At 42.8% G+C, this 25338-nt stretch carries 18 protein-coding genes and 1 tRNA gene; 15 read left to right on the forward strand and 4 right to left on the reverse strand.

All coding sequences use genetic code 11. The features are described 5' to 3' along the window. Positions 1 to 133: 133 nt before the first annotated feature. The gene (locus M886_RS02685) at positions 134 to 499 is read right to left on the reverse strand and encodes a response regulator (RefSeq protein WP_048036673.1); all 366 of its coding nucleotides are present in this window, start codon (positions 497 to 499) and stop codon (positions 134 to 136) included. 241 nt (positions 500 to 740) lie between these two features. Beyond that, entirely contained in the window at positions 741 to 3608 is a 2868-nt protein-coding gene (locus M886_RS02690; protein ID WP_048039634.1) for a cation-translocating P-type ATPase, read from the reverse strand. Between the two features lie 526 nt (positions 3609 to 4134). Here M886_RS02690 and mtaA point away from each other — a divergent pair. The 12 genes from mtaA to M886_RS02750 all read left to right on the forward strand — a co-directional run bounded on the left by mtaA (position 4135) and on the right by M886_RS02750 (position 21290). Beyond that, positions 4135 to 5154, forward strand: coding sequence for a methylcobamide:CoM methyltransferase MtaA (gene mtaA / locus M886_RS02695; protein ID WP_200880730.1), 1020 nt, complete (start codon positions 4135 to 4137; stop codon positions 5152 to 5154). Between the two features lie 299 nt (positions 5155 to 5453). After that, positions 5454 to 7073: a methylamine methyltransferase corrinoid protein reductive activase gene (locus M886_RS02700; protein ID WP_048050614.1), complete on the forward strand. Its 1620-nt coding sequence runs from the start codon at positions 5454 to 5456 to the stop codon at positions 7071 to 7073. A 436-nt stretch (positions 7074 to 7509) separates the two neighbouring features. Further along, a complete protein-coding gene (locus tag M886_RS02705) occupies positions 7510 to 8667 on the forward strand; it encodes a CobW family GTP-binding protein (protein WP_048050615.1) in 1158 nt (385 codons plus the stop codon). 645 nt (positions 8668 to 9312) lie between these two features. Beyond that, complete coding sequence (locus tag M886_RS02710; protein WP_048038091.1) at positions 9313 to 9504, forward strand: hypothetical protein; 192 nt, start codon at positions 9313 to 9315, stop codon at positions 9502 to 9504. Positions 9505 to 10543: 1039 nt separating this feature from the next. Beyond that, positions 10544 to 11320, forward strand: a complete 777-nt coding sequence (mtaC, locus tag M886_RS02715; RefSeq protein WP_011033022.1) for a methanol--corrinoid protein MtaC — start codon at positions 10544 to 10546, stop codon at positions 11318 to 11320. A 12-nt stretch (positions 11321 to 11332) separates the two neighbouring features. After that, entirely contained in the window at positions 11333 to 12718 is a 1386-nt protein-coding gene (mtaB, locus tag M886_RS02720) for a methanol--corrinoid protein co-methyltransferase MtaB (RefSeq protein WP_048042605.1), read from the forward strand. A gap of 55 nt (positions 12719 to 12773) precedes the next feature. Beyond that, positions 12774 to 13358 (forward strand): acetate uptake transporter, encoded by a 585-nt coding sequence (locus M886_RS02725; protein WP_011033024.1) that lies wholly within the window; start codon positions 12774 to 12776, stop codon positions 13356 to 13358. A gap of 398 nt (positions 13359 to 13756) precedes the next feature. Next, entirely contained in the window at positions 13757 to 14749 is a 993-nt protein-coding gene (locus M886_RS02730) for a cation diffusion facilitator family transporter (protein ID WP_048039809.1), read from the forward strand. Between the two features lie 395 nt (positions 14750 to 15144). Beyond that, the gene (locus M886_RS02735; protein WP_048038096.1) at positions 15145 to 17160 is read left to right on the forward strand and encodes a hydantoinase/oxoprolinase family protein; all 2016 of its coding nucleotides are present in this window, start codon (positions 15145 to 15147) and stop codon (positions 17158 to 17160) included. 147 nt (positions 17161 to 17307) lie between these two features. Further along, a complete protein-coding gene (locus tag M886_RS02740) occupies positions 17308 to 19236 on the forward strand; it encodes a hydantoinase/oxoprolinase N-terminal domain-containing protein (RefSeq protein WP_011033027.1) in 1929 nt (642 codons plus the stop codon). A gap of 128 nt (positions 19237 to 19364) precedes the next feature. After that, positions 19365 to 20150, forward strand: coding sequence for a helix-turn-helix transcriptional regulator (locus M886_RS02745; RefSeq protein ID WP_011033028.1), 786 nt, complete (start codon positions 19365 to 19367; stop codon positions 20148 to 20150). 351 nt (positions 20151 to 20501) lie between these two features. Further along, positions 20502 to 21290 (forward strand): helix-turn-helix transcriptional regulator, encoded by a 789-nt coding sequence (locus M886_RS02750; protein ID WP_011033029.1) that lies wholly within the window; start codon positions 20502 to 20504, stop codon positions 21288 to 21290. A 183-nt stretch (positions 21291 to 21473) separates the two neighbouring features. On the opposite strand, the gene M886_RS02755 is transcribed toward M886_RS02750, so the two are convergent. Beyond that, positions 21474 to 21890: a cell surface lipoprotein gene (locus tag M886_RS02755; protein ID WP_048036635.1), complete on the reverse strand. Its 417-nt coding sequence runs from the start codon at positions 21888 to 21890 to the stop codon at positions 21474 to 21476. Positions 21891 to 22166: 276 nt separating this feature from the next. Next, positions 22167 to 22238 (reverse strand) — tRNA-Arg (locus tag M886_RS02760). A gap of 171 nt (positions 22239 to 22409) precedes the next feature. Here M886_RS02760 and M886_RS02765 point away from each other — a divergent pair. From M886_RS02765 to M886_RS02775, 3 genes are all read left to right on the forward strand, one after another. Continuing rightward, positions 22410 to 23594: a redox-regulated ATPase YchF gene (locus tag M886_RS02765; RefSeq protein WP_048050616.1), complete on the forward strand. Its 1185-nt coding sequence runs from the start codon at positions 22410 to 22412 to the stop codon at positions 23592 to 23594. A 104-nt stretch (positions 23595 to 23698) separates the two neighbouring features. Then, the gene (locus M886_RS02770) at positions 23699 to 24373 is read left to right on the forward strand and encodes an undecaprenyl diphosphate synthase family protein (protein WP_011033032.1); all 675 of its coding nucleotides are present in this window, start codon (positions 23699 to 23701) and stop codon (positions 24371 to 24373) included. A gap of 2 nt (positions 24374 to 24375) precedes the next feature. Further along, entirely contained in the window at positions 24376 to 24909 is a 534-nt protein-coding gene (locus tag M886_RS02775; RefSeq protein ID WP_048039307.1) for a DUF5817 domain-containing protein, read from the forward strand. Positions 24910 to 25338 lie beyond the last annotated feature (429 nt).

Below are 25338 nucleotides of genomic sequence, written 5' to 3' on the forward strand. Positions count from 1 at the left end.
TTTCGAGACTATTTCAGGCTCCAGGACTCTGGTCATGCACAGTTTATAAAAATTTACAAAACCTTAACAGTTTTTTAAGAAGATACCGGTCCATAGCTCCGGACTATTCAGGCTGAATCCTTTCTTCTTTCCATTATTCTCCAAGGTATTTATCGATAAGTGACCTGAACCTGTGAATATCTATGGGTTTTGAAATATAATCCACGCATCCCATTTCGATAAAGTGTTCTTCACTTCCTTTCATGGCATGAGCTGTAACAGCTATCACAGGGATCTCTGAAGTCGCAGGGTTCTTTTTGATCCTTTCCAGAACCTCAAGCCCGTCCATTTTAGGAAGCTGCATATCAAGGAGTATGAGATCGAATTTTTTCTCAGCAAGGCGTTCAAGAGCCTTTATCCCGTCTTCAGCTTCGGTTACACGGTGCCCGTAAAACTCCAGGAGGTCAAGGATCAATTCCATGTTCATGGGGTTATCTTCTACAATAAGAATTTCTTTCATCATCAAGCCTCTTCAGCATAGCTAATTGTTTTATCTTATTAATTAATTCTTTTCTTTTGAAAGCTTCTTTTTTCATAATAGAAAGAGACTTCCTTTGAATTCTCCATTCAATTCTTCGATATTTTTCCAGGTAAACTCTGCTACGTCACATACAATTAAAGGAATAGTATCAGGAAGGAAAAATATTGAGAGTAATAACATCATCTTCAGTTTCTTTACAATACAGACATAATATAAAAATTTACCATTTGAAAAGTCTGGTTGCCCATTTAATGTTTTTTCTCAGGAGGTATTTTCTCAGTTCGTCAACCCCAAGGAGCAAAACTGCAAAAGGAACTGAAAGCAGCATATACCTGAGTTCAATGGGCGCTGTATTGAAAATCAGGTTGGCAAAAGGGTTCCATATTATGAGGGCAAGAATAAAAAGTTCGCTTGCAATTCCCAGGAGAACCAGCCGGTTTTTGAGCAATCCCACTGAGAAAACTGACTGGGTCCCTGTTCTTGAAGCAAATACATTGGCGATCTGACAGATAACCACGGCTGAAAAGAAAGCTGTTATCGCCTGCATATAAAGGGGATTCGTGTTTGCAAGCCTTTCTCCGAAAGTCCAGCCCCCTTCAAACAGTACGGCAAAATAACAGAAGAAGCCTGCAGCAGCCTCTATGGGCCCTTTTACCCCGTAGGCTGTCAAAAGAACCTGAGGAGTCAGTAATTTTTCATCCTTTTTCCTGGGAGGCCTTTCCATAATGTCTCCTTCCCCCTTTTCCACCCCCAGGGCTATTGCCGGGAGTATATCAGTTCCAAGATCGATTGCCAGGATAAGCTGGACGGGCATGGGAAGGGGGATGGAAAGGAGCACAAAAGCTATGAAAGGCAGAATTTCGGGAATATTGCTTGCAAGGATATAAACAATAAATTTTTTAATATTATCAAAGACAGTCCTGCCTTCTTCCACGGCATTTACTATAGTGGCAAAATTGTCGTCCAGAAGCACCATGTCTGCGGCTTCGCGTGCCACATCCGTACCGCTGCCCATAGCAACTCCCATATCGGCATTCTTGATAGCAGGAGCATCGTTTACCCCGTCTCCTGTCATGGTAACTATTTCCCCTTCTGCCTGGAAAAGCTGTACTATTTTTAACTTCTGGACTGGAGAAGTCCGGGCAAAAACAATACTCGGGTTTTTGAGCCTTGAGGCAAGTTCCTTGCGGGATAAAGATTTTAACTCGTCCCCGGTGATAATTTCAGGCTTTTCCGAACCCGCAAGCCCTACGTTCCTTGCAATCGACTCTGCGGTGACAGGATGATCTCCTGTAATCATAACAACCTTAATTCCTGCTGCATGGCACCTTGCAATAGCTTCTCTTGCTTCGGGGCGCGGAGGATCTACAATCCCTATGAAACCCAGGAAAACGAAGCCCCCGGTGTATTCTTTCAGATCTTCTGCTTTCCTGAAGGCAAGGGCAATTACACGTTCTCCTTTTTCTGCAAGCCTGAGGTCTTTCTCCAGAAGCTCTTTTTTCCCGGATTCATCCAGTTCTCTGACTGTTCCGGTCTCCATAACCGACGTGCACATCTGCACAACCACCTCAGGAGCGCCTTTAAGGTACGCTTCAAGCTCTCCTTCGGGAGTACGGCAGATAACTTCCATGCGCCGGGTAAGGGAATCAAAAGGAAACTCCTCAAGCCTCGGATACTTACTCTGGAGACCTCTTATATCCATGAAACTGTTCGCAAAAACAAGAAGGGCTCCCTCTGTCGGGTCACCGGTATAGCCCGGAGGCGCCTCATAAAGCTTGGCGTTGTTGCAGAGACCTGCAACCCTTATAAAAGCCGGGGGGATTTTTTCCATAAATATCACGGGACTTGAAGCAGCAGAAATTTCTGTTTCGCCTGAGCCGGCAATATTTGTGGAGTCCGCAACCTTCTCAGCAGGGCCCTTTTTTGCATTTTTATTTATGTCCTGCGCCTTAATTCCGTCTTGATAAATGGAAGACTTATCCGGCTCCAGAATTTCAAACCCTATAATGAGAGAATTCACTGCCATCCTGTTCTGGGTCAGGGTCCCGGTCTTGTCCGTACATATTACAGTGGTAGACCCGAGGGTTTCCACAGATTCAAGCTGCTTTATAAGGGCATCTCTGGAAGCCATTCTTCTGGATGCAAGGCTCAGAGCAAGAGTAACTGTGGGCAAAAGCCCTTCAGGAACGTTGGCAACAATGATCCCTATGGCAAAAATAAGACTTGCAAGAAAAATATCCTGAAGAAAAAAAGCGAGCAGGAAAAAAGTAACGCCAAGGGAAATAGCAATTGCTGAAATGATCTTTATGAAATGGTTGAGCTCTTTTCTGATAGGGGTGTCTACGGAGGATGTCTGCTCTGTAAGGGTTGCCAGGCTTCCTATCTGGGTATCATGCCCGGTTGCAAAGATGACAGCTTTACCGTTTCCGCTCTGCACAAGAGTCCCGGAAAAAACCATGTTCCGGCACTCCAGCAGGTTTGAATGAGTACATTCAAGAGAGCGCAGCTGCGGCTCTGACTCTCCGGTAAGGGCTGAATTATCCACTTTAAGGGAATTAATTTCAATCAGGCGCCCGTCTGCGGGAACCTTATCTCCCTCTTCAAGGAGTATAACGTCCCCTGGCACAAGCTCGGAAGCGAGGACGTACCTTAAGTTTCCATCCCTCAGGACTTTTGCATGTGGAGGAAGAAGCTGCCGGAAGCTTTCCATTGTCTTTACAGCCTGGTATTCCTGAATAAATGTGAAAGTCCCATTCAGAAAAACGACGCCTACAAGGGCAATTCCTATATAAATATTCCCCTGCCCAGGATCAAGGTATTCACCAAGAAAAGAAAGAGCAGCTCCAACAATCAGCAGTATGGAGAAGAAGTTACGAAACTGTCGAAAGTATCTCTTAAGTATATTCTCTTTTCCGGCGCCCTCAAGGATATTTGGGCCGCATTTCAGGAGTCTGCGGGCGGCTTCCTCTTCGCTCAGTCCGTTTTCATTTACTTCCAGCTTCTGCAGGAACTCAGCAAGAGGAATAAGATGTTCTTCACCCCATGGAGAGCATGAACCATGTTTGACCCCAGCCGATCCTTTTTCCATCGAACCCCCTGTAATTCAATGTAACGCAAGAATAAGAAACTTAACTTAATGAGTTTACTTAATCCTGAAAACTCCGGACAGAATGAACAGGAATTGCATATCATTTAAGGGAGAAATAACCGGGTCGAGAAGCACCAATAAGAAAAATAATAAGAGAGATAATAGGGTTAAAATTTATTGTGTGATTTATCAAAAAAGAGGTAGAAAAAAATTCCTGGCAATTAGCTTTTATAATTTGCTAACTAAAAAAATGTCCGCATTCTGACTCAACAGAGGGGTTCGAGAATTGTTTTTACTTTGATTATTCTCATTCCCGCTCAGGCGAGAAAAAAGATGATTCAGAGCTATCTATTCGCGTTTATCAAAAGAGACCTTAATTTTTTAATATGCTTTAAACTCTGGATACTCTAGTCTGGAGTGTGAAACATTTTGGATTGAAAAGGTCTATATAATATTGTCAAGTAGACAATAAAATTGTAATAAAAATAAATGTACAAGGATAAAAGTAAAAAAAGGTATGACCGATATGAGCGAATTCACACTTAAAACAAGACTTTTAGCCGCCCTGAAAGGCGAACCTGTTGACAAAGTACCTGTTTGTTCCGTAACCCAGACCGGAATTGTAGAACTCATGGACGTAGTCGGTGCCCCCTGGCCTGAAGCTCACACCAACCCTGAACTCATGGCAAAGCTGGCAATCGCCAACTACGAGCTCAGCGGACTTGAAGCTGTAAGACTTCCCTACTGCCTTACCGTTCTGGTCGAAGCCATGGGCTGTGAAATCAACATGGGTACCAAGAACAGACAGCCTTCCGTTACCGGTCACCCCTATCCCAAGGACCTTGAAGGCGCAGTAGTCCCTGCAGACCTCCTGCAGAAGGGCAGAATTCCAGCAGTGCTTGAAGCAATCAAGATCATAAGGGAAAAAGTTGGACCTGACGTGCCAATCGTTGGCGGTATGGAAGGCCCTGTTACAGTCGCATCCGACCTTGTAAGTGTTAAATCCTTCATGAAATGGTCCATCAAGAAAACAGACCTTTTTGAACAGGCTCTGGACATCGCAACCGAAGCTTCAATTATATATGCAAATGCAATGGTAGAAGCCGGTGCAGACGTAATTGCCATCGCAGACCCGGTCGCCTCTCCTGACCTTATGAGCCCTGACTCCTTCAGGCAGTTCCTCCAGTCAAGGCTGCAGAAGTTCTCCTCCAGCGTAAACTCCGTAACTGTCCTCCACATCTGCGGAAACGTGAACCCGATCCTCAGCGACATGGCAGACTGCGGTTTTGAAGGCCTCAGCGTAGAAGAAAAGATCGGAAGCGCAAAGAAGGGCAAGGAAGCAATCGGAACCAGAGCAAGGTTAGTAGGAAATGTCTCCAGTCCGTTCACTCTTCTGCCCGGACCTGTTGACAAGATAAAGGCTGAAGCAAAAGAAGCTCTTGAAGGCGGCATTGATGTACTTGCACCAGGCTGTGGAATTGCACCCATGACCCCTCTTGAGAATATTAAAGCTCTGGTCGCAGCAAGAGACGAATTCTACGCCTGATAAGGCATAAAATCCTTTATTTTTTTTACGGGCAGATTCTGAGCCAGGGATTTCAAGCTCTGACATCGTGCCCAATTCATATTTTTTTTACTTGCCGGGAAGGGACCTCAGGGATGAGGCATATCCGAACCAGGACCCTGAAAGGCTGGCAGTTCAGGATACTCGGTCCGGGCAGAAATAATCCAGCAACATTCACAGTAATATCTTATTCATTATAACTTATCGAAATTTATTGAAAACAAAAGCTGTTGAAAGGATTAGTTGAGAAAATCTTAAACTTTTTTGAAGGAGGTTAAGATATGAAAACAGGAGTTGCAATTGACCTGGGAACCAGTGGATTCAGGGCCCAGAAAATTGACCTGGAGAGCGGCGAGATCAAGAAAACCGTAATAACTCTCCGGAACCCTCTGCCAGGAGCAAATGTAATGGACCACCTCGACTTTGCAATCCATTACGGTCTTGATAAAGCACACGGGCTCTCGGCAACAGCAGTAAAGAACATCCTTAATGAGCTGGGAGTAAAACCTGAAGAGATGGAAAGGTTCGCAATCTGCGGAAACCCTATCCAGCTTTCTATCTTTCAGGGAATTCCAATTGAAGACCTTGCATATGCCGGAGAGCGTAAGAAAGAGAAGTATCATATCCAGGAGCAAAACAGAGATGCTCGGATTATACCGCTGTCCGAAATTGCCGGATTTGAAGAATTTCAAAACTGTAAACTCATCGTCCCCCCGGCAATAAAACACGAAGTTGGAGCCGACGCACTTGCCCTTATTGTAAAAGCAGGCATGATCGAGAGCGACGAGATTGCAATTGCCACGGACTACGGGACAAATGCGGAAATGGCACTTAAATCAAACGGGATTATTTATACAGGGTCTGCTGCTGCCGGACCTGCCCTCGAAGGCCAGGAAATCGAATACGGATCCATTGCTTCTCCTCACACAATATGTGATGTCGAATTTGAAGGCAATAACCTGCGCTGTTATGTTCTTGACAGAGACATGAAAACAGCAAAAGGAGACCTCATAAACCCGAAAACAGGGGAAGTTGTGGAAAAGGGAGAGGTCACTGCAAAAGGCATTACAGGCACGGGAGTTATTGCCCTTATCGAAGCCGGGATGAGAAACAAGTTAATAGTCCTGCCAAAAATCCAGACTCCTGAAGGCGTCCTTTATCTGCAGGACGGCATCAAGTTCACGAATAATGACCTTATCGAAGCCGGAAGAGCGATAGGCGCACTCCGGGCAGGCCACATCACCCTCTGTGCAGCGGCAGGCATTGAGATGGAAGACCTCAAGATAGCATACATGTCAGGTGCTGCCGGGACTTACATGGATGCCGCAAAAGCCCATCAGGTAGGGATGATACCTTACAATGCAAATTATGTATCACAGATAGGGAACACCTCTCTTACAGTTGCCAGGGAAATCCTGCTTTCCGAAGACAGGCTATGGGAGCTGCAGACAATTGCAAAGCAAATCCTTGGTACGCATGTAATGTTTGCAACCTCGGAAGCCTTTAAGGAAGCTTACCTGCTTGAACTTGCTTACTGGAATGAGGGCATGGCATTCAAGATGCTCCAGAAGTTCCTGAAAAAGAAAAAACTGCCCATGTTAAGCGAACCTTCAACTATCCTGAAAATTGACCGCCAGGTAGAAAGGGATATCCCCGTACTTGGAGAAGAAGGGCTTGAGGTGCTTGAGAAGGTCGGGACCTACCTCACAATGGTTATAGAAGACTGCCAGGGCTGTAAAAAGTGTGCAAAGGTGTGCCCGAACGGAGCCCTCAGAATGGAAGACAACGGGCTTGTCAAAATAAGGACAGACCTATGTGACGGAGCAAACTGCCAGCGCTGCCTGCATGCCTGCCCTGATGACAGGTTCAAATGGGAAAACCTGACTGTTGCAGGAATTTAAGGAAAAGGAAAAATAAGGGTGCTTAATCAGACAGAATAAGCGGCTGATTCAGGAATGAAATCCTGATTACCGCTTTATTCGAAAAACGCTGGCTAAACTGCAATATGTCTGATACATCCCTGAAACATGAATTTTTATTACTTTTTACTGGCTTGATTCAGGCTTTTTCTTTTTCTAAAAGCGAAATTAACCTGGGAACTAAAATTTCGTACCCAATTTCAGGCTTTTAATCCCATTGCTATCGTCCTGTTTTACTGGGAAATGGGTGAGATAACTAATAAAAATTTTAAGAACTCCATATAGAGATAGAAAAATATACTTTGAGGATAGAAAAGTTGACATATATTCCTGAATAAAAAAATATTTTTACAATACTTTTAATAAAAAACGGAAAGAAAACAATAAGCAGAAAGCGGCAGAAAACGGAGGAAAAAAAGTGGAAGTCATTGTTGTTGGAGGTTTCCTGGGAAGCGGAAAGACCACTACCATTATCAATATGGGCAAATACCTCGCAGATAAAGGGAAAAAAGTTGCAATTATCGTAAACGAGATAGGGGAAATAGGGATTGACGGCGATGTGATTAAGAGGTTCGGTTTCGACACCAAGGAAATAACAAGCGGATGCATCTGCTGTACATTGAAAGTTGGGCTGAGAACAACAATGAGCACTCTTGTAAAAGAGTATAAGCCCGATATCATAATGATCGAGCCCACAGGAATCGCTTTCCCGCATGTGATCAAAACCGAAGTTGAGCTTATGAATTTTGGAGAGGAAGTGAAAATTGCCCCACTTGTAACTCTGATTGACGGCAGCCGCTTCAAACACCTGATGAAAGAGGTAAAAGAATTCGCTATGAGGCAGATTATAGATGCTGAAATCCTGGGGATAAATAAGGTAGATCTCATAGAACCAATCAGGATACCGATACTCGAAGCTTCGGTCCAGCAGTTGAACCCTGAAGCAAAGGTGGTCTTGCTTTCGGGAAAGGATACAGGTGAAAGATTTGAGAAATTCATGCAGGTAGTTCTTCCTGATATAAGAGAAGCCCCGAAAAAAATCCAGGAAACAGCTGCTGCAAAAGATATATCCAGCATTACAGGGCCGCAGGAAACCGAAGACTCCATCAAAGCCTCAGGCGTTGGAAGCTATGCGGCAGAGTTTGAAATTAAGGAAGGAGGAAACCTGAACACAGAAGAAGCCAGGAAACTCACCACCGAATTAATGAATATAGTAAAAGGAAAAGTTCTGGAGCTTAACCCTGAATTTGTAGGGCATATAAAACTCTTCTTGGACAATGGGACAGAGACTGTAAAACAGAGTGTCACCATCTATAACGAAGAGCCTCAGGAAGATGTGATTAAATCAAAAGATGGAGCTTTCCCGACATTCAAGATACTCTCTGCGGTTTCAAATGTTGACAAAGAAGCTCTGAAAGATGCTGTAAACAGTTCTGTGAAAGAAACATTTGAGAAAAAAGGGATAAATGCGCACAAAACCGAGAATGGACATAAGCACGAAGGACACGCGCATAATGAACACAAACATGAGGGACATACACAGAGAATCGGGAGCATAAAAGGTATAAAAGAATAAAAAGCCGAAAAAGAAAATGAAGGGCGGGCCAGATAAAAACCTGACTCGTCAAACCCTATTCTAAAACATTTTTACTGAAATTACTGACCTGATGCCGCAGGAAATTCCAGGAAATGTTTCCTGGTTACAGCATGCTGATTTTATTAGTTTAATTTACATTTCAACGGTGAGTGAACAACCCATTATTAGATGGATACATATTCTTTTTTAAAGTCTTTTCTTAGCTGGTATATTTTATCATCAAAGAAAAGACGCACATAAAGAGGAGATGCACATGAAGAGAAGAACAACTTAAAAAGAAGGACAACTTAAAAAGAAGGACAACTTAAAAAGAAGGACAACTTAAAGAGAAGATGTACTATTTTCATTCTCGTCACAGTTTCTTCATTTCTCCAAAGCCCGCCTCCATGTTAGTCCAGAATAGAATCCTGCAGAAGGCAAAATCCCGCAGATGACGTTAAAGCGTTGAAGCAAATGATAGTAAATCTTTGCGCTCTCAACCCCCGGATACTATTATAATAGAGTCAGATCATAGATTCAGGGGTGTACTCCTCGAAGAGATTCACAGTGAACTACTCTTCCCTGTCGGCTTGATAGCCTCCGAGGAAGGAGTCCTATCGAGATAGAGTCATAATAGGGTCAGCGATGCGCTCCACGGAAAGATTAACAAAACCTGTGGACGTGTTGGAAAGCGGGAAAATAGAGGTCAGAAAGCTGTTAGTTACGAAAATTCAAAAAGCACTCACTGTTACGGTCAGATCACAGTCAGTCCCTTTAAGCATGGATGCATTTGAAGGAAAAATATTTCCGGTTCAGGAAAGCTGTGACCTGACGTGAGAAAAGATTATATATGTTAAAATTGTCCTCGACTTTTACATGGATAGAGTCTCAACATAAGGAGAGAAAAAGTATTCTATCCAGGCAATAGAGCATCTGGCTTCCATACGGAAATATTTTTTCAAAAAATAGTTAAAAGTCATCATACTAAGAAATTAAAAACAGAGATACAAAAACTTATCAGGGAAAAAGATCGCTCACTTTTTGAAAAACGAAGAAAAGAAGGCAAAAAGTAAGGTTTAATTAGAACCTGTACCAATTAGAAATATGGGACTTTCAAAGGTCTTCTAATATATAAAGAAGAGAAATAAAATATCTGAAAAGATACAGAAATATAACTCAGCAAGTTAATTTCACTTGCTTGCATTTACGAGAAAGCCCTGGCAGATCAATATTTTGCCTTAATAAAAATTTCATAGAAATCAAGTCCACTTGATAACCTCCATAGCTCAAAAAAGAATCTTTAATTAAATTAAGATTCCAGTAAGAAATATTCTGGAAAAGGCGATAATTGCCTCATAAATTTTGATGCCATTGATTAAATAAACCGGGGTAAAAAAACAGTTCTTTTTTATAAAATCATTTGCCTGGAAAATTGAAGCCATAATTATAAAATTATAGCTGCTCAAAAATTAGCACAGATGAAGGTATATTCCAGAAACTCCAACTGTCATCTGCAAGTGAATTCCCGAATAATAAAGGGAGTACACCTTTCATTAGTTAACTGGGAAAAGGCTAAAAGGCACATGAAATAGGAATAGGAAAAAACCTGAACCCCAGGAAATAAATAGTATTCCTAAGGAGCCTGAAAAACGAAAACCTGGCCTGTAATTCGGCACTACGTGCGACCAGTATACCACCAAGAGGTTATCCAACTCTCACAATGGAAAGAATTCGATCTGGAGGTTTTCGAATTCATTTTCATTGTTTCAGACAGTATTTCGGGATGAAATACCTGAAAATTCAGGAAGATTCAACTTGCAGGATCAAAGATCTGAGCAATCTGAGATCTCTTCATTATTAAAATGGAGGTTAAAATATGTTGGATTTGAAACTGGAAGATGTCGATGGCATATTAGTACGCTACAACGTCGCCCTCGAAAAGGAAATGACACCTGACGAAGCAGCAGAAGAGCTTTACCCCAAGGATAAACTCATTTATCCAATTGCAAAAGCTATCTACGAGGGAGAAGAAGACGATGTTGTAGATGGTCTTCAGGCAGCAATCGATGCAGGAAAGAACCCGATTGCCCTTATTGACGATGCCCTTATGGTAGGAATGGGAGTTGTAACCCAGCTTTATGATGATGGTATCATTTTCCTCCCCAACGTTATGATGTCTGCTGACGCTATGCTTGCAGGTATCGAATATTGTAAGACCAAGACCACAGAAGTTCCCGAGCCAAAGGGCAAGGTTGTCTGCCATGTCGCAGAAGGTGACGTCCATGACATCGGAAAGAACATTGTTGTTGCCCTCCTGAGAGCAAACGGCTATGATGTAGTTGACCTTGGAAGAGATGTTCCTGTAGATGAGGTCATTGAATGTGTTACAAAAGAGAAGCCGATACTGCTTACAGGTACTGCCCTCATGACAACCACCATGTATGCATTCAAGGAAATCAATGACAAACTCCTTGAGAAGGGAATCAAACTGCCCTTTGCATGCGGTGGCGGTGCTGTGAACCAGGACTTCGTGTCCCAGTATGACCTCGGAGTTTATGGTGAAGAAGCTGCTGATGCCCCCAAGATTGCTGACGCAATCGTAGCAGGTACCACAGATATCGCAGCATTAAGAGAGGAATTCCACAAGCACTAAGGAGGGAGCAAAATGGTAAAGAAATACACTTCAATGGCTTACGCTAACGCAGATGAACTTATTTTCGGGCAATGTAAATTCCCGGTAAAGGCAGGCCTTGGACTCGAAATTGGTGCAGGATACACATCCCCCGAAGTGAACTATGCTCCGAGACCCCAGGCAGGAAAATCCAAAGAAAAACTCGTTAAGGAATACGAAAGGATCACCACTGACATCATGGCAAGGATGGTCCAGATCGGGGCTCCTTCTGTAGTTCTTGAAACCGAACACGTCGAACAGATGTCCAACAACCCTGACTGGGGAGGCGCTGTTGCACACGCCCAGAAAACCATCATGGAAGAATACCACGATGAATACGGCATAAAGTGCGCACTCCGCCACACCATTGGTGACATCCGTGAAGACCGCGACTACCTCCAGCTCAGAGGAGACAAGTACAACGTCTTTATGGAAGCTTTTGAGGAAGTCGCCAAGAACGGTGCTGACCTGCTTTCAGTAGAGAGCATGGGTGGTAAGGAAGTCTTCGACTACTCCATCCTCAGGAACGACACTGCAGGTATCCTCTTCGGTATCGGTGTGCTCGGCAGCATGGACATGGAAATGGTCTGGAAAGACATTTCTGACATTGCAAAGAAGACCGGAACTGTTTCCGCTGGTGACACAGACTGTGCCCAGGCAAACACTGCAATGTTCATTGCAGGCGGTCTCCTTGACAAGAACCTTGCCCACACAACTGCAATTGTTGCAAGGGCAATCTCTGCAGCAAGGTCCCTCTGTGCATATGAAGCAGGTGCAACAGGCCCAGGAAAGGACTGCGGTTACGAGAACTCCATCATAAAAGCAATTTCAGGTGTACCAATCACCCAGGAAGGTAAGACCTCAACCTGCGCACACTCTGACCTGATGGGTAACCTCGTCATGCAGTGCTGCGACCTCTGGTCTAACGAGTCCGTTGAATACCACGGTGAATTCGGTGGTACAACCGTCCAGTGCTGGTCCGAAACCCTTGCATACGACTGTTCCATGATGAACGTCGCCCTCAAGACCGGAAAGGCAAAGGACCTCAGGGACATCCTCGTGCTCTCTGACAAATACAGAGACCCACAGGGCTATGTGCTTGCCTATGACAACGCCTACAGGGTTGGACAGGCAATCGCAAAAGACGGAAACAACAACTACCTCCGTTCCAAGAATGCTGCAATCGAGTGCTGCAACCTCATAGAAGAAGGTGTCGGCTCCGGCAAGCTGAAACTCACAAGGTTCGAAACCAATGCACTTGCAAAGGTTAAAGCCGACCTCGAAGCTCTTACCGACGATGCTGACAAGTTCATGAGTGACAACCTGACCAAATTCAAGCAGGAAGTTGCAGTTTTCAAACCAGAAAACTACGGGCTTTAAGCCCTAAACTTCCTTTTTTTAATTTTTTTTCAAAAATGGCTTCAGGAGAATAATCATGAGCGAAAACGCAGGAACTTCTACCGTAATTGTTGATAAAACAGCAAACGCCGCCCCTCTTGGTTTTACAGGGCTGGGTCTTGCCGCAGTTCTGTTAAGTCTGAGCTATATTGGCGTATACCCTGTAGAGTCAATGATTGTCTCCATGGCAATATTCCTGGGAGGATTTGCCCAGGTGTTTGCAGGAATTATGTCCTGGAAGAAAGGAGATATTTTTGCAGGAACAGCATTTTCAGCATTTGGCCTTTTCTGGTTCTCACTTGCCGGACTGCTTGTAATGCCTGCAATGGGCTGGGCTTCCCCCTCCTCTGGAATCGCTATGGCCGCGTATCTCTTTACCTGGGGTGTGTACACCTTTGTCATGTTGATCATTACAATGAAAATCGGAGTTAGAGCCCTTCAGTTTGTATTTGTAACATTATTTATACTATTTATGTTGCTGGCCGTTGTAAACGCAACCGGAAACGCCGGTCTGCTTGTAGTGGCCGGATATGTCGGACTTATTATGGGCCTCGGGTCCATGTATACGGCTCTTGCCATGGTAATGAATGAAATCCATGGAAAGGCAGTCGCTCCACTCTAAAGATAAAGTAATGACAGCATTACATCCTCAGTAAATAAAAACGGAATGAAAAACGGAATGAAAAACGGAATGAAAAACGGAACGAAAAACGGAATCTGAGGAAACTACACCAACCTCGACGACCTACAAAACCCACAAAGCGAAAGGGCAAAAACAGGATAGAAAGCCCAAAAAACACCAACCCTTGAAAACACAGATTCTAAATCTGTGTTTTCAACTTATCCCCCTCTCCGTATCTATTGATCATACCTGGCTTAAAATACTGCGTTCTGTACCGCGTTGGGGAAGATGTAGGCGTTCGAGGAATGCTAAATTTTAGATAACACATACACCTCTTTTAGACCCTTTAGGGCCCGCTTTACCGAAGAAGGACAAAATTCATTGATGGTGAATTTCTGATGAAAGCGGAGAAAAACCTGAATAAAACCCTGAAAATATCATATAAAGCCCTTTTTTTTAGCTTTGCATTAACCCTTATTAAATTACTTGCAGGGTTTTTGGGAAACAGCACAGCACTTATTGCGGATTCTATCCGTTCATTTTCTGAATTAATCAATGAACTTAAAAAGCTTCTTGAAGTTTTTATAGCCAGTAAACCGGAAGACTGGAGCCATAATTACGGACATGGAAAGGTTGCAACCCTCTTTACTGGAGCAGGGGCATGTATACTCCTTTTTGCCGGTATCGAGTCAATAAGCCTGGCTTCACAGGAACTGCTTATATTTATACAGGGGAGAGAGACAGAAGCCCCTGAAATCCTCGCACTATCCGCAGCCGCTTTAACCCTGGTATCAAGAGAAATTATTCCTTTGTTCAGCAGTAAAGGGAAAGAAATTGAAGGTACTTTATCAGGAACCGGCATTTACACCAGAAACGCTCAGATTAGAAGTTTACTTCTCTCCTGTTTTGTTACCCTGGGAATAGGGTGTACTTTTCTCCCCGGAAAAAACTGGGTTGTAACTGATTCCTTTATTGCGGCTCTCATGAGCCTTTATCTTCTGGGAACTTCTGGCAAACTCCTTTATGGCACTGCCAATGAACTTATAGAAGCCTCTCTTGATGAGGAAGACAATAAAAAGATCAGGAAGATAATAAACACAACAGAAGGGGTTACGGGCTCAGGGGAGCTTAAAACACGAAAAATAGGGAATGGGATAGCTATCAATGCCTGCATTACCGTAAGTGATTCATTGAACATTCAGGAAGTTGCAGAAATTGCAGACAGAGTGGAAAATAGGTTAAAAACAGTATATGGAGAAGACATTTATGCTCTTGTAAAAGCAGAGCCTGACCCTGGAAGAAATTGTTCTTTCAGGAAAAAGATGGAATTCTCTGAAGAAGGAAGAAAAGAAAATAAGGGCATAAACACTCAGGATAAAATGCTGGCCTGACAGAGAAAGTAAATAATTATAAATTCAGAAAAATAAAATAGGGAGATACTTATAAACCTGATACGAAGGTTTTACTGGTGATGGCTTTTTACCATATTAATTTCTATATTCATCAAAGATGGTAAAAATAATCTTTCAGGAAATATAATCTTTCTGGATGTTAAAATCTTAAAATCTGCCTTTAATATAATTCAGTTATCATCAGATATCTATTTGGTTACTTCAAGTTTAACAACTATTCAGACTTAATTATAATATCAGGCTTTAACCAGTGATGGAATTGACAGAGGCTGGTATTCTCGATAACCGGCCTGCCATAGGAAAGAATGACCGGAATACTTTCTGGAAAGCCTTAAGAAGCTACTATCCAATTCATAAAAGAGGTTAATGAAGAAATGCACTTCAGTCTTGGAATTGATGCAGGGGGCACATATACCGATGCCGTTATCGTGAGGGATTCGGACGGAGCAGTGGTTGAGTCAAGCAAAGCTCTGACAACCTACCCCGACCCTCTGCCTGGAATGAAAAATGCAATTGACAAACTGGATCCGGGATACCTTGGAGATATAAAGCTGGTATCAGTATCCACCACACTATCCACAAATACGATTCTGGAAAGCACGGGATTTCCTGTAGGGCTTATTATGGTGGGGGACTATGTGATCCCTGAGAAACTTCCCACTGATTACTGGATAGCAGTTTCAGGCGGGCATAACAGCGATGGAGAAGAATTAAAAGCCCTGAACCTTGATGCAGTAGAAGAATTCGCACTCAAAGTACAGAGTAAAGTTTCCGCTTTTGCAGTTTCTTCTTATTTCAGCAACCGGAACCCTGAACATGAGCTTGAAGTTAAAAAAGCCTTAAAGGAACTTACCGGACTGCCGGTTGTTTGCGGGCATGAACTATCCCAGGATCTCGGAGCCTATGAAAGGGCTGTAACTGCTTTTCTGAATGCCCAGCTGATCCCTATTACTCATAAGTTCATCCAGGCAATAATTGAAGAATTCGAAAGTCGCGGAATCAACGCAAACATGCTGATGCTGAAATGCGATGGGTCAGTGGTAGGGATAGAAGAGGCTCTGGAAAAACCCATCGAAACTATTTTCTCGGGCCCAGCAGCAAGTCTTGTTGGAGCCTCACACCTTACCAGGCTTGATACATGTGCCGTAATCGATGTAGGAGGGACGAGTACGGATGTTGCCATGATGCAGAACGGGCTTCCGGAACTCAGCAGCTCGGGCGCGGTGGTTGGAGGCTGGCAGACCCGTGTAAAAGCTATCCGCATGGAGACCTCAGCGACCGGAGGTGACAGCCATATCTGGCTCAAGGGAGATAGGATCAATGTGGGACCCCGAAGAGTCATTCCTCTCTGCAGGGCTTCTGCTATATATCCGGGATTCAGGGAGAAGCTCAAGCATAACAGGGTAGCAAAAGGTTACCTCTGTGAAAATATCCAGGTAACGAAGTTTTTTGTCAGGACAGGGTTCAGACCTATAGAGTTAAAAGCAGGGGAAAGGGAAATTTACAGGAACATAGGAAAAGACCCTGTTTCTTTTGGAGACCTGCTCATAGCCCTGAAAAAACGCCCTTCGCCTTCAATACTTGATTCTCTTATACAGAAAAGACTTATTCAGGCTATAGGCTTTACACCTACCGATGCCCTGCACGTCCTGGGTGAGTATACGGAATGGGATGTTGAAGCTGCAAGGATAGGAGCTTACTTACTTGGGAGGCCACTTAAACTGGACCCTGAAGATTTCAGTGCAGAAGTAAAGCGCAGGGTTGCACGTAATATTGCAGAAGACCTCATCGCATATATGATAGAAGGAATGCCCAGAGAAGAGATTGACAGAGTGCTCAAGGGAAAGAACTTTACTCGTTTCAGAGTAGAAATTCCTGTCGTTCTTCTCGGAGGTCCTGTGGGAGCATATGTAGAAGACATGAGAACGCTGATCAGCGCCGAGTTTATAGTTCCAGAACACGCTGATGTCGGTAATGCAGTTGGGGCTCTTGTCGGAAAAGGAATTAAGAGGGTGGAGATTCTCATAAAAACAAGGTTCATCCCCAAATCAAGAGAAGAGACGCCTGAAGGTGAGGAACACTGTGCAGCGCCGGAGAGTGAAGTTATAGAAGATACACTCCAGCAGCAGGAAAAGAAAACCGAGTTCATTGTCTTTTCACCATCGGAAAGGAAAAAATTTGAAGTATATTCCGAAGCTCTCGAATATGCCGAAAAACTTGGAAAGCAGCTTGTTATGGATTATATGATCAATGCAGGTCTTGGGAAAGAAGATATAAGAATAGACGTAAGCAGAAAACATCTGTCACCAAGCGGCTGGACGGATGTCCCTCTGGAGACAAAACTTGTTTATGTAGGGATAGGAATCCCGAAGAATAGTGTGATTGCCTGAGGGAAGTAAGAAGTAACGGAAATGTCGAACAATATAAGTAAAAATATATATCTTGAGGCATAACTTTATAAATCCGGCTAAAAGGGATTAATATAGTTAAAAATGATATAAATCGCCAATTAGAATAAAAAATGGGGCTGTTTTGATATGCAATATAGTCTGGGTATTGATGCAGGTGGAACATACACGGATGCTGTCATCTTGAGGGATTCGGACAGCAAGATCCTTGATACCGGTAAAGCGGTTACCACCTATCCAAACCTGATGACCGGAATTCGGAATGCAATTAATGAATTGAACCCGGAATATCTAAAACAAGTCAAACTTGTGTCGGTTTCCACAACTCTTTCCACAAATACCATTCTGGAAAAGACAGGATATCCTGTTGGCCTGATCCTTGTAGGAAACTATACCGTCCCAAGGGAGCTTCCAGCCGATTATACTATCATGGTTAACGGGGGTCACGATAGCAATGGAGATGAGCTCCAGCCTCTTGACATTGCGGCTGTAGAGCAGTTTGCAGTTAGCTTTAAAAATAAAGTGTCCGCATTTGCTGTTTCTTCTTATTTCAGCACCAGAAATCCTGAACATGAGATCAAGATAAAGGAAGTAATCCTTAAACTTACAGGGCATCCCGTAGTCTGCGGACATGAACTATCCCAGGAACTTGGAGCTTACGAAAGAGCTGCTACGGCAGTTTTAAATGCCCAGTTAATCCCCATAACCTACCAGTTTATCCATTCAATCATGAATGAAATAAAGGAAAGAAATATCGATGCCAAAGTCCTGATGTTAAAATGTGACGGTTCTGTCATAGATATAAAGGGAGCAAAGCTGCGACCTATTGAAACTATATTTTCCGGTCCCGCTGCAAGTATTATGGGAGCCTCACACCTCTCGGGGCTTGACACATGTGCCGTAATTGATGTAGGAGGGACGAGCACGGATGTCTCCATAATTAAAAATGGTGTTCCAGAGCTCTGCGAAAAAGGAGCTGTTGTAGGAGGCTGGCAGACCCGTGTAAAAGCCATAAAAATGGAAAGCTCCGCAAACGGGGGAGACAGCCATATATGGTTCAAAAAATGCATAAGGGTAGGCCCGAGAAGAGTTATACCCCTCTGTTTTGCTGCGGTAAACTATCCCAATTTCAAAGAAAAACTGGAGAAAAATCCCATACCTTTGAGGACAATGCTCAATGAACATCTCCAGCCCACAAAATTTTTTGTAAGTACTGGAGCTACGCTCAACAACCCTACAGAGAGTGAACAGAAACTGCTTGAAGCGATAGGAGACGAACCTGTCTCCATACATGACATATTAAATAAAATGAATCGGTTTCCCTCTCCTGCTGTTCTTGATTCCCTTCTCAACCAGAGGGCAATTCAGGCAATAGGATTTACACCAACAGATGCCCTGCATGTCCTTGGAGAATATACGGAATGGGATGTGGAAGCCGCCCAGATAGGGGCAAGAAAACTCTCCCGCTTTACTCAGATGGGAGTTATCGCTTTCTGTAAAAAAGTAAAGCAACAGGTTGCAAAAAATATGGCTTACAGCCTGATGTCCTTTATAATGGAAGGTAAGGGCAAAGACGGGATAAAAATGCTGCTGGAAAAAGAAGTGCCTGTCCAGTATAAAGTAAACATTCCAATAGTTCTTCTTGGAGGGCCTGTAAAAGCTTACTATGGGGAGCTGAAGTCTCTTATTGATGCGGAAATTATTGTCCCGGAGCAGGCAAGAGTAGGAAATGCTGTGGGAGCTCTTGTAGGGAAAGGAATTAAAAGAATTGAGATTACTATAAGACCAAATTCAATGGAAAACCCGGATCAGAATTTCCTTGTATTTACCCCGGCCGGAAGAAAAAAATTCGAACATTACAGGACCGCAATGGAATATTCCCAGAAAGTCGGGGAAGAACTCATTCTGGATTCTATGAAAGATTTCGGGCTTCCTGACAATTCAATAAAGATAGACACCAGCATAGAGTACCTTGTCCCTCCCGGTTGGAAACGAACCCCGATGGAAACAAAGATAACATTCGTAGGGGTCTGCGCTCCTGGTTTTTCAACAGACTGAATTTACATTCACCCCCAAAAGAGTCGGAGAAATTTTGAATTTGAAAAGGAACAGCCATAGAAACAGCCTGCCGGCAGTAAGGACTGGCGGCATATCGCAGGAAACCATACTGCAGGAAGTAGGGAGAAATGGAGTCTTCGCTTATTGATCTTGTTTTCCGCTCTGATAAAAGAAAAAATCTTCTAATACTGCTGGATAGCGGCTCAAAAAATATTGATGAAATTAAGGAAGAGCTGGATGTTACTGCCACTTCAATTCTTCCCCAGATAAAGAAGCTAATAGACAGCGACCTTATTGTCCAGGAAGACCGGATGTATAAGCTCACGGTGTTTGGAGAGTTTATAATTAAAAAGGTTAAGCCGCTGATAAGTGCCCTTGAAGTTGTTGAAAAAAACAACTGTTACTGGACAGGTCACGATCTGAATTCGATCCCCCGCCATCTTCTTGAAAGAATTTCTGAGCTTGGGGATTGTACATTGATAGAGCCGGATCTGAACCACATCTATGAGCCCTCCCAGAAGATTATTGATAGTATGGCAAATGCAAAAATGGCTTCAACCTTTGCTTCCTATTTCAACCCTGCTTATCTGCCTCTGTATGTTGAACTTGGCAGAAAGGATGCCGAACTTTCTCTTAATTTTACGCAGTCCGTCTGGGACCACCTGTCAAACGAGCACTCAAATATGATAAAAGAGCTAATGAGTATGGACAACGTAAGCCTTTATATCTCAAAAGAAGGTATAAAAATCTCAGAAGTTACGGTAACTGAAAAAATAATGCTTCTCGGGCTCTTTGATAAAAATGGTAAGTTTGACCAGCAGTTCATTATGAGTTTTCAGCCTGCTGCTCTGAAGTGGGGACAGGAATTATTCGATTATCTTAAGAGACTTTCCAAACAGGTAAATAAGATATAATTTAAAAATGCAAGGGAGGAAAAACAAAGATGAAAACCCCAGCTAATTCCAGATATGAACCCTGTCTAGTTTTTCATGCATATAAAGAAATAATCGATCGGGGTTTTGCCGGATAAAGCCCTGAAATGGGAACATCAGGACCAGCTTAATGAAAAATAATTATATATCTTATAGTAGTAATTTGTTACGCAAAAATGGCAATTTTCAGGATGTTCCTGCAGCCCTTAACCTGTGAATACTTTTTCCATAACGGTAATGGTTATGGAGATAGTTGAGAAGTGATTAAACTTCCGGTATAGAGATATATACAATGTTGAATATAACAGGATGAAAAACAAGAGAGGGAATTAGATGGAATCATCATTACTGGATGTTCTCTTTCTTTCAGAAAAAAGGAAAAACCTGCTTCTGCTTCTTCTGGACGGACCCAAAACTATCGAGGAGATTAAAAGCACACTTGATGTACGTTCAAGCCCGATTATGACCCAGATAAAGATCCTGATGAAGCAGGACTTAATTGTTGAAAATAACAGGCTATATAAGCTTTCAAGTATCGGAGAGATTCTGGTTCCCAAGATGAAAGCTATTCTTGAAACATTTAATGTATTTGATAAAAACCACAACTACTGGGTAAACCAGGACATGACGTCAATTCCTCCCGAGTTTCTGGATGACATCGGAAAGCTTGGAAATTATATAGAAGTGAATCCTGACCGAAACCATGTTTTTGAGTATCCGAAAGAAGTGGTTAAAAACCTATCCGAATCAGAGAAGGTAATGATATCCTCATCATTTTTCCTTCCAATCTACCCTTCTCTCTGTATAGAGCTTGCTGCAAAAGGTACGGACATTACGCTTGTATTTACGGAATATGTCTATGACAGGATGCTTAACGACTACAAAAAAGAACTTGAGCATTTCCTGAACCTGAAGTATACAAAGCTGTATGTGTGCAATAACAATAATATGAAAATTGCATCAAGCATAGTTACGGAGAAGTTTATGGCACTGTCCCTCTTTTGCAACAGCGGGATCTATTACAATCATAACCTGGTAAGTTTTGATGAAAGTGCACTTAAATGGGGAAAAGAACTTTTTGACCACTATAAGAGTATGGCAAGGCCGATTACCAGGGTCTGAAAGAACTTCCCCTTATTAATTTTAGAAAATAAACTTTAAAGGGCAATGATCCTGCAAGAGTAAAGTACTGTTTTTCTAAAAAGAATTATTATACTATGTTATGTATTCTTTTTTTCATATATCATAGAGAAAGCAGATATCTGCTGAAAAAATAATTTTTAAAAAAAGGGGAAACTGAGGTTCTCAGTTCACCCTGATAGTAACATTCATTTCCGGAACATCTTTTACAGTGAAAAGATATGATCCGGGCTTGTTAAAAGTATAGCTATAGGGAACACTGTAAGCAAGTTCCTGATCCTCAAAGAGTCCTTCTTCACTGACGAGAATATAGGTTCCCTGCCTTTTTCCGCTCCACCATGAGACCGTATCGCCTGTCTGGACATCCAGTTCTGAAGGTCTTATTACTTTGTAGTATTCAAGGCGGACAACATGATCCTTTGCGGACCCAGAACTAACATTTTCCTGCTGTACATCATCCTGCGGCTCTGCAGAGGCTTCTAAATCTGATTCCTCAGATGCGGCCTCTGAGTCTTCTCCGGCACAACCGGAAGCAAACAGAAACACAAATACCAGAAGTAAAACCAGAATTTTCCCTTTCATGGATCTCACCATCCTTAAGCCTTTATTTATAAGTTAATTTATATAGATTACCTTTTTGATAGATTTTAAAAGATTGGTGAGAAAGAAACAAAAAATAAAGGATAAAAACTGAAATTAAAAGAAAAACAAAAGGAGCATAGAAAGTTAAATCAAAACATTAAGTACAAAAAATCTGGAACAAAAAATAGTAAAAAGCAGGGATGCAAAAATCCAGAAGAAGCAGTGGTATAACGAAATGCGGAATGTAACCAAAAAACAACCAGAAATAAAAATTTACGTCCCGACTGAGACTTGAACTCAGGTCTAAGGCTCCGCAGGCCTCAAGGATATCCACTACCCTATCGGGACGCAAGCGAGCACCACTGATAAGCACATTCTAGAATATAAACTTTATTGTTGAAAAAAAGCCAGGCGTGCAATAATTCAATAAGATAACTCTGAAAAAAGAGAGGAAAAACCTTTTTCAAGGGACTTCAATATCAATAAAGATTAAATGCAACAAGTTCTTTTTTATAATTTATGTCGATGACCATAGGCCTTGCAGGAAAGCCCAATGCGGGCAAATCCACCTTTTTTAAAGCGGCTACCCTTGCAGATGTTGAGATTGCAAACTATCCTTTCACAACCATAAATGCCAACCACGGCGTCACATATGTCCGGGCGGAATGCCCGTGCAAAGAGAAAGGAAAAACATGCGGGAAGTGCGTGGACGGGGTCAGGCTTGTTCCTATTGACATTATAGATGTTGCAGGGCTTGTGCCTGACGCATGTAAAGGCAGAGGGCTTGGAAACACATTCCTGGACGAACTCAGGCAGGCTCAGGCAATAATTCACGTGGTAGATGCCTCAGGCGGGACGGACGCTGAAGGCAACCCTGTGGATATCGGAGACCACAACCCCCTTGACGACGTGGCTTTCCTGAACAGGGAAATTACGATGTGGCTTTACGGGATTCTTGAGAGGAACTGGGTCAAGCTTTCCAGAAAAATCCAGGCTGAAGGGCTCAAGCTTGAAGTGGTAATTTCAGAACAGCTTGCCGGAGCAGGGATAAAGGAATCTCATGTAAACGCCGCCTTGATTGAAACAGGGCTTTCAAGGATAGATCATATTAAGTGGACTGAAGAAGACATGATACGCCTCTGCGATACCATGAGGGAGATAAGCAAGCCCATGCTTATCGCAGCAAACAAGACTGATATTGCCCCGAGAGAGAACCTGGAAAAACTCAGAGAACTTGACAGGATAGTAGTATCTACAAGTGCAGCAGCTGAACTGGTTTTAAGGTCAGCTGCAAAGGCAGGGGTAATAAAATACACCCCCGGAGATAGAGATTTCGAGCTGCTTACGGAAGAGATTACAGAAGCCCAGAAAAAAGGGCTTGAAGCCATCCATAAGGTACTTGAGCGGTTCGGCACTACAGGCATTCAGGAGTGCATTAACAGGACTGTCTTTGAACTTCTGGACCTGATTGTAGTATATCCGGTAGAAGATGAAGGGAAATGGTCTGACAAACTTGGAAATATGCTTCCGGATGCTTATCTCATGAAAAAGGGATCTACCTGCCACGATCTCGCATACCAGATCCATACAGAAATAGGAGACCGTTTCCTGTACGCAGTGAATGCAAGGACAAGGCTGAGGCTCGGGGAAAAACATGAACTGAAAAATGGAGATGTAATAAAAATTGTATCTACTGCAAAGTAAGCCGCGTAGAAAAGACCGGAAAAGCTCATGTCGGAAAAAACTGCCGGGTGAAATAAGAATTAAAAAAACACCGAATTTAAGGCTTTATTCGGAAGGAATACTCAATGGACCTGCTTTCCTTTGGTCAGCCACTTTATGAGAGGTATCTGTCCTGGCAAATCACAAGGTCAGCTACAAAGATCCCTGCACATGTGGCTCTTATTCTCAAAGAGGCCGACCTCCTCGAATATAAAGGGATTGAAAAACTCCTGACCGCGCTTCTTACATTCAGAAAGTTTAAGGTGGAACTCGTAAGCATTTATGTGGACATCCTGAAGGCTGACCAGACTATGAAAGCCGAGCTTGCCTCAACTCTTGGTGAACAGCTGGAAGAAAGTTTTATGGGCCTTCCTTCCGGAACAGGGTACGAAATATGCGGTCTTGAGGGGGAAGTAAATTGCAGCCGGCAGGGCAAGGATTTTTTTGTATATCTGTCCCTTGGTTTTGGAGGGAGAGGGGAAATCACCAGGGCTGTAATTTCTATACTTGACGAAGTTAAGGCAGGGCGCATCAGGCCTGAAGAAGTTGACGAAAAAATGCTTGAATCACACCTCCTTGTTAAGCATGAGCCGGATATAATGATCCGTTCAGGAGGGCAGAAGCTTTCGGATTTCCTTGTCTGGCAGTCCGTATATTCGGAACTGTATTTTACGGATGTTAACTGGAAAGATGTAAGGAAAATAGATCTCCTGAGAGTAATCAGGGACTTTCAGAAAAGACAGAGAAGGTACGGGAAATAAAGATGGAGTTTGGGGAAAGGACAGGAAGTCATTATGTTGTGGTTGTCTGCCCTAAATGCAGGCAGCATGCTCAGATAAGCGAAACCGGAAAAAAGACTCTGAGATGCCAGAAATGCGGAGCACTCCTGCATGCTCGAAAACTTAGAGTGTTCGGTTCTTTTGAGGAATTACCTGAAGCTGTGGACTTCAGGACTCGTCTGCAAGCTGAGATTTCCGGAAAAGGAAAAGAAACTTTTTCCCTGAAAACCTTTTCAGAAGATTCTGGCAGCTCAGGTTTTGAAAACGAAGCTGTACAGAAAAAGGCACAACCTCTGGCATCAGGAGCTGCTCCCGGAAATATATCAGTTAAAAGAGACCAGAAGTCAATCATGAGTGAGATCCTTAAATCTTCATGTGGGAAGATGAAGATAGAAGAGTTTCGTGAGGAAGCTCTGGAAAAAGGGATAAGTAAGGAAAGGTTTGAGATAATCCTGAAAAAACTTCTGGAAACAGGAGAGCTTTATTCTCCGGAACCAGGGGTTGTAAAACTCATATAACTATGAACATAATCTGATATACTGCTGATAGATGTTGAGATTTCATTACCGTACCTGATTATAGATAGTTCCTGCAGAGAACCACTGTAGATTATTCTGGTACAATCCCTGCACATAATTCCTCCACATAATCATTGCATATAATTTCTCCACATAATTCCTCACATGATTCCCTACATAATCATTGCACATAATTCCTCCACATAATTCCTCACATGATTCCCTACATAATCATTGCACATAATTCCCCCACATAATTCAAGTATATAATTCCTGTACATAATCCCGAATGAAAATTTACGGTTGATATATCCACTTTTAAATACTTTTTAAAAATAGCACTTAATAAGGTTATCAGTTCAAATGACAGAGATAAAATAAAAGGAAAATTAATAAAGAGTTTGTTAAAGAACTTTTTGTTGTCAGGAA

Source organism: Methanosarcina soligelidi, assembly GCF_000744315.1.
Lineage (GTDB): Archaea > Halobacteriota > Methanosarcinia > Methanosarcinales > Methanosarcinaceae > Methanosarcina > Methanosarcina mazei.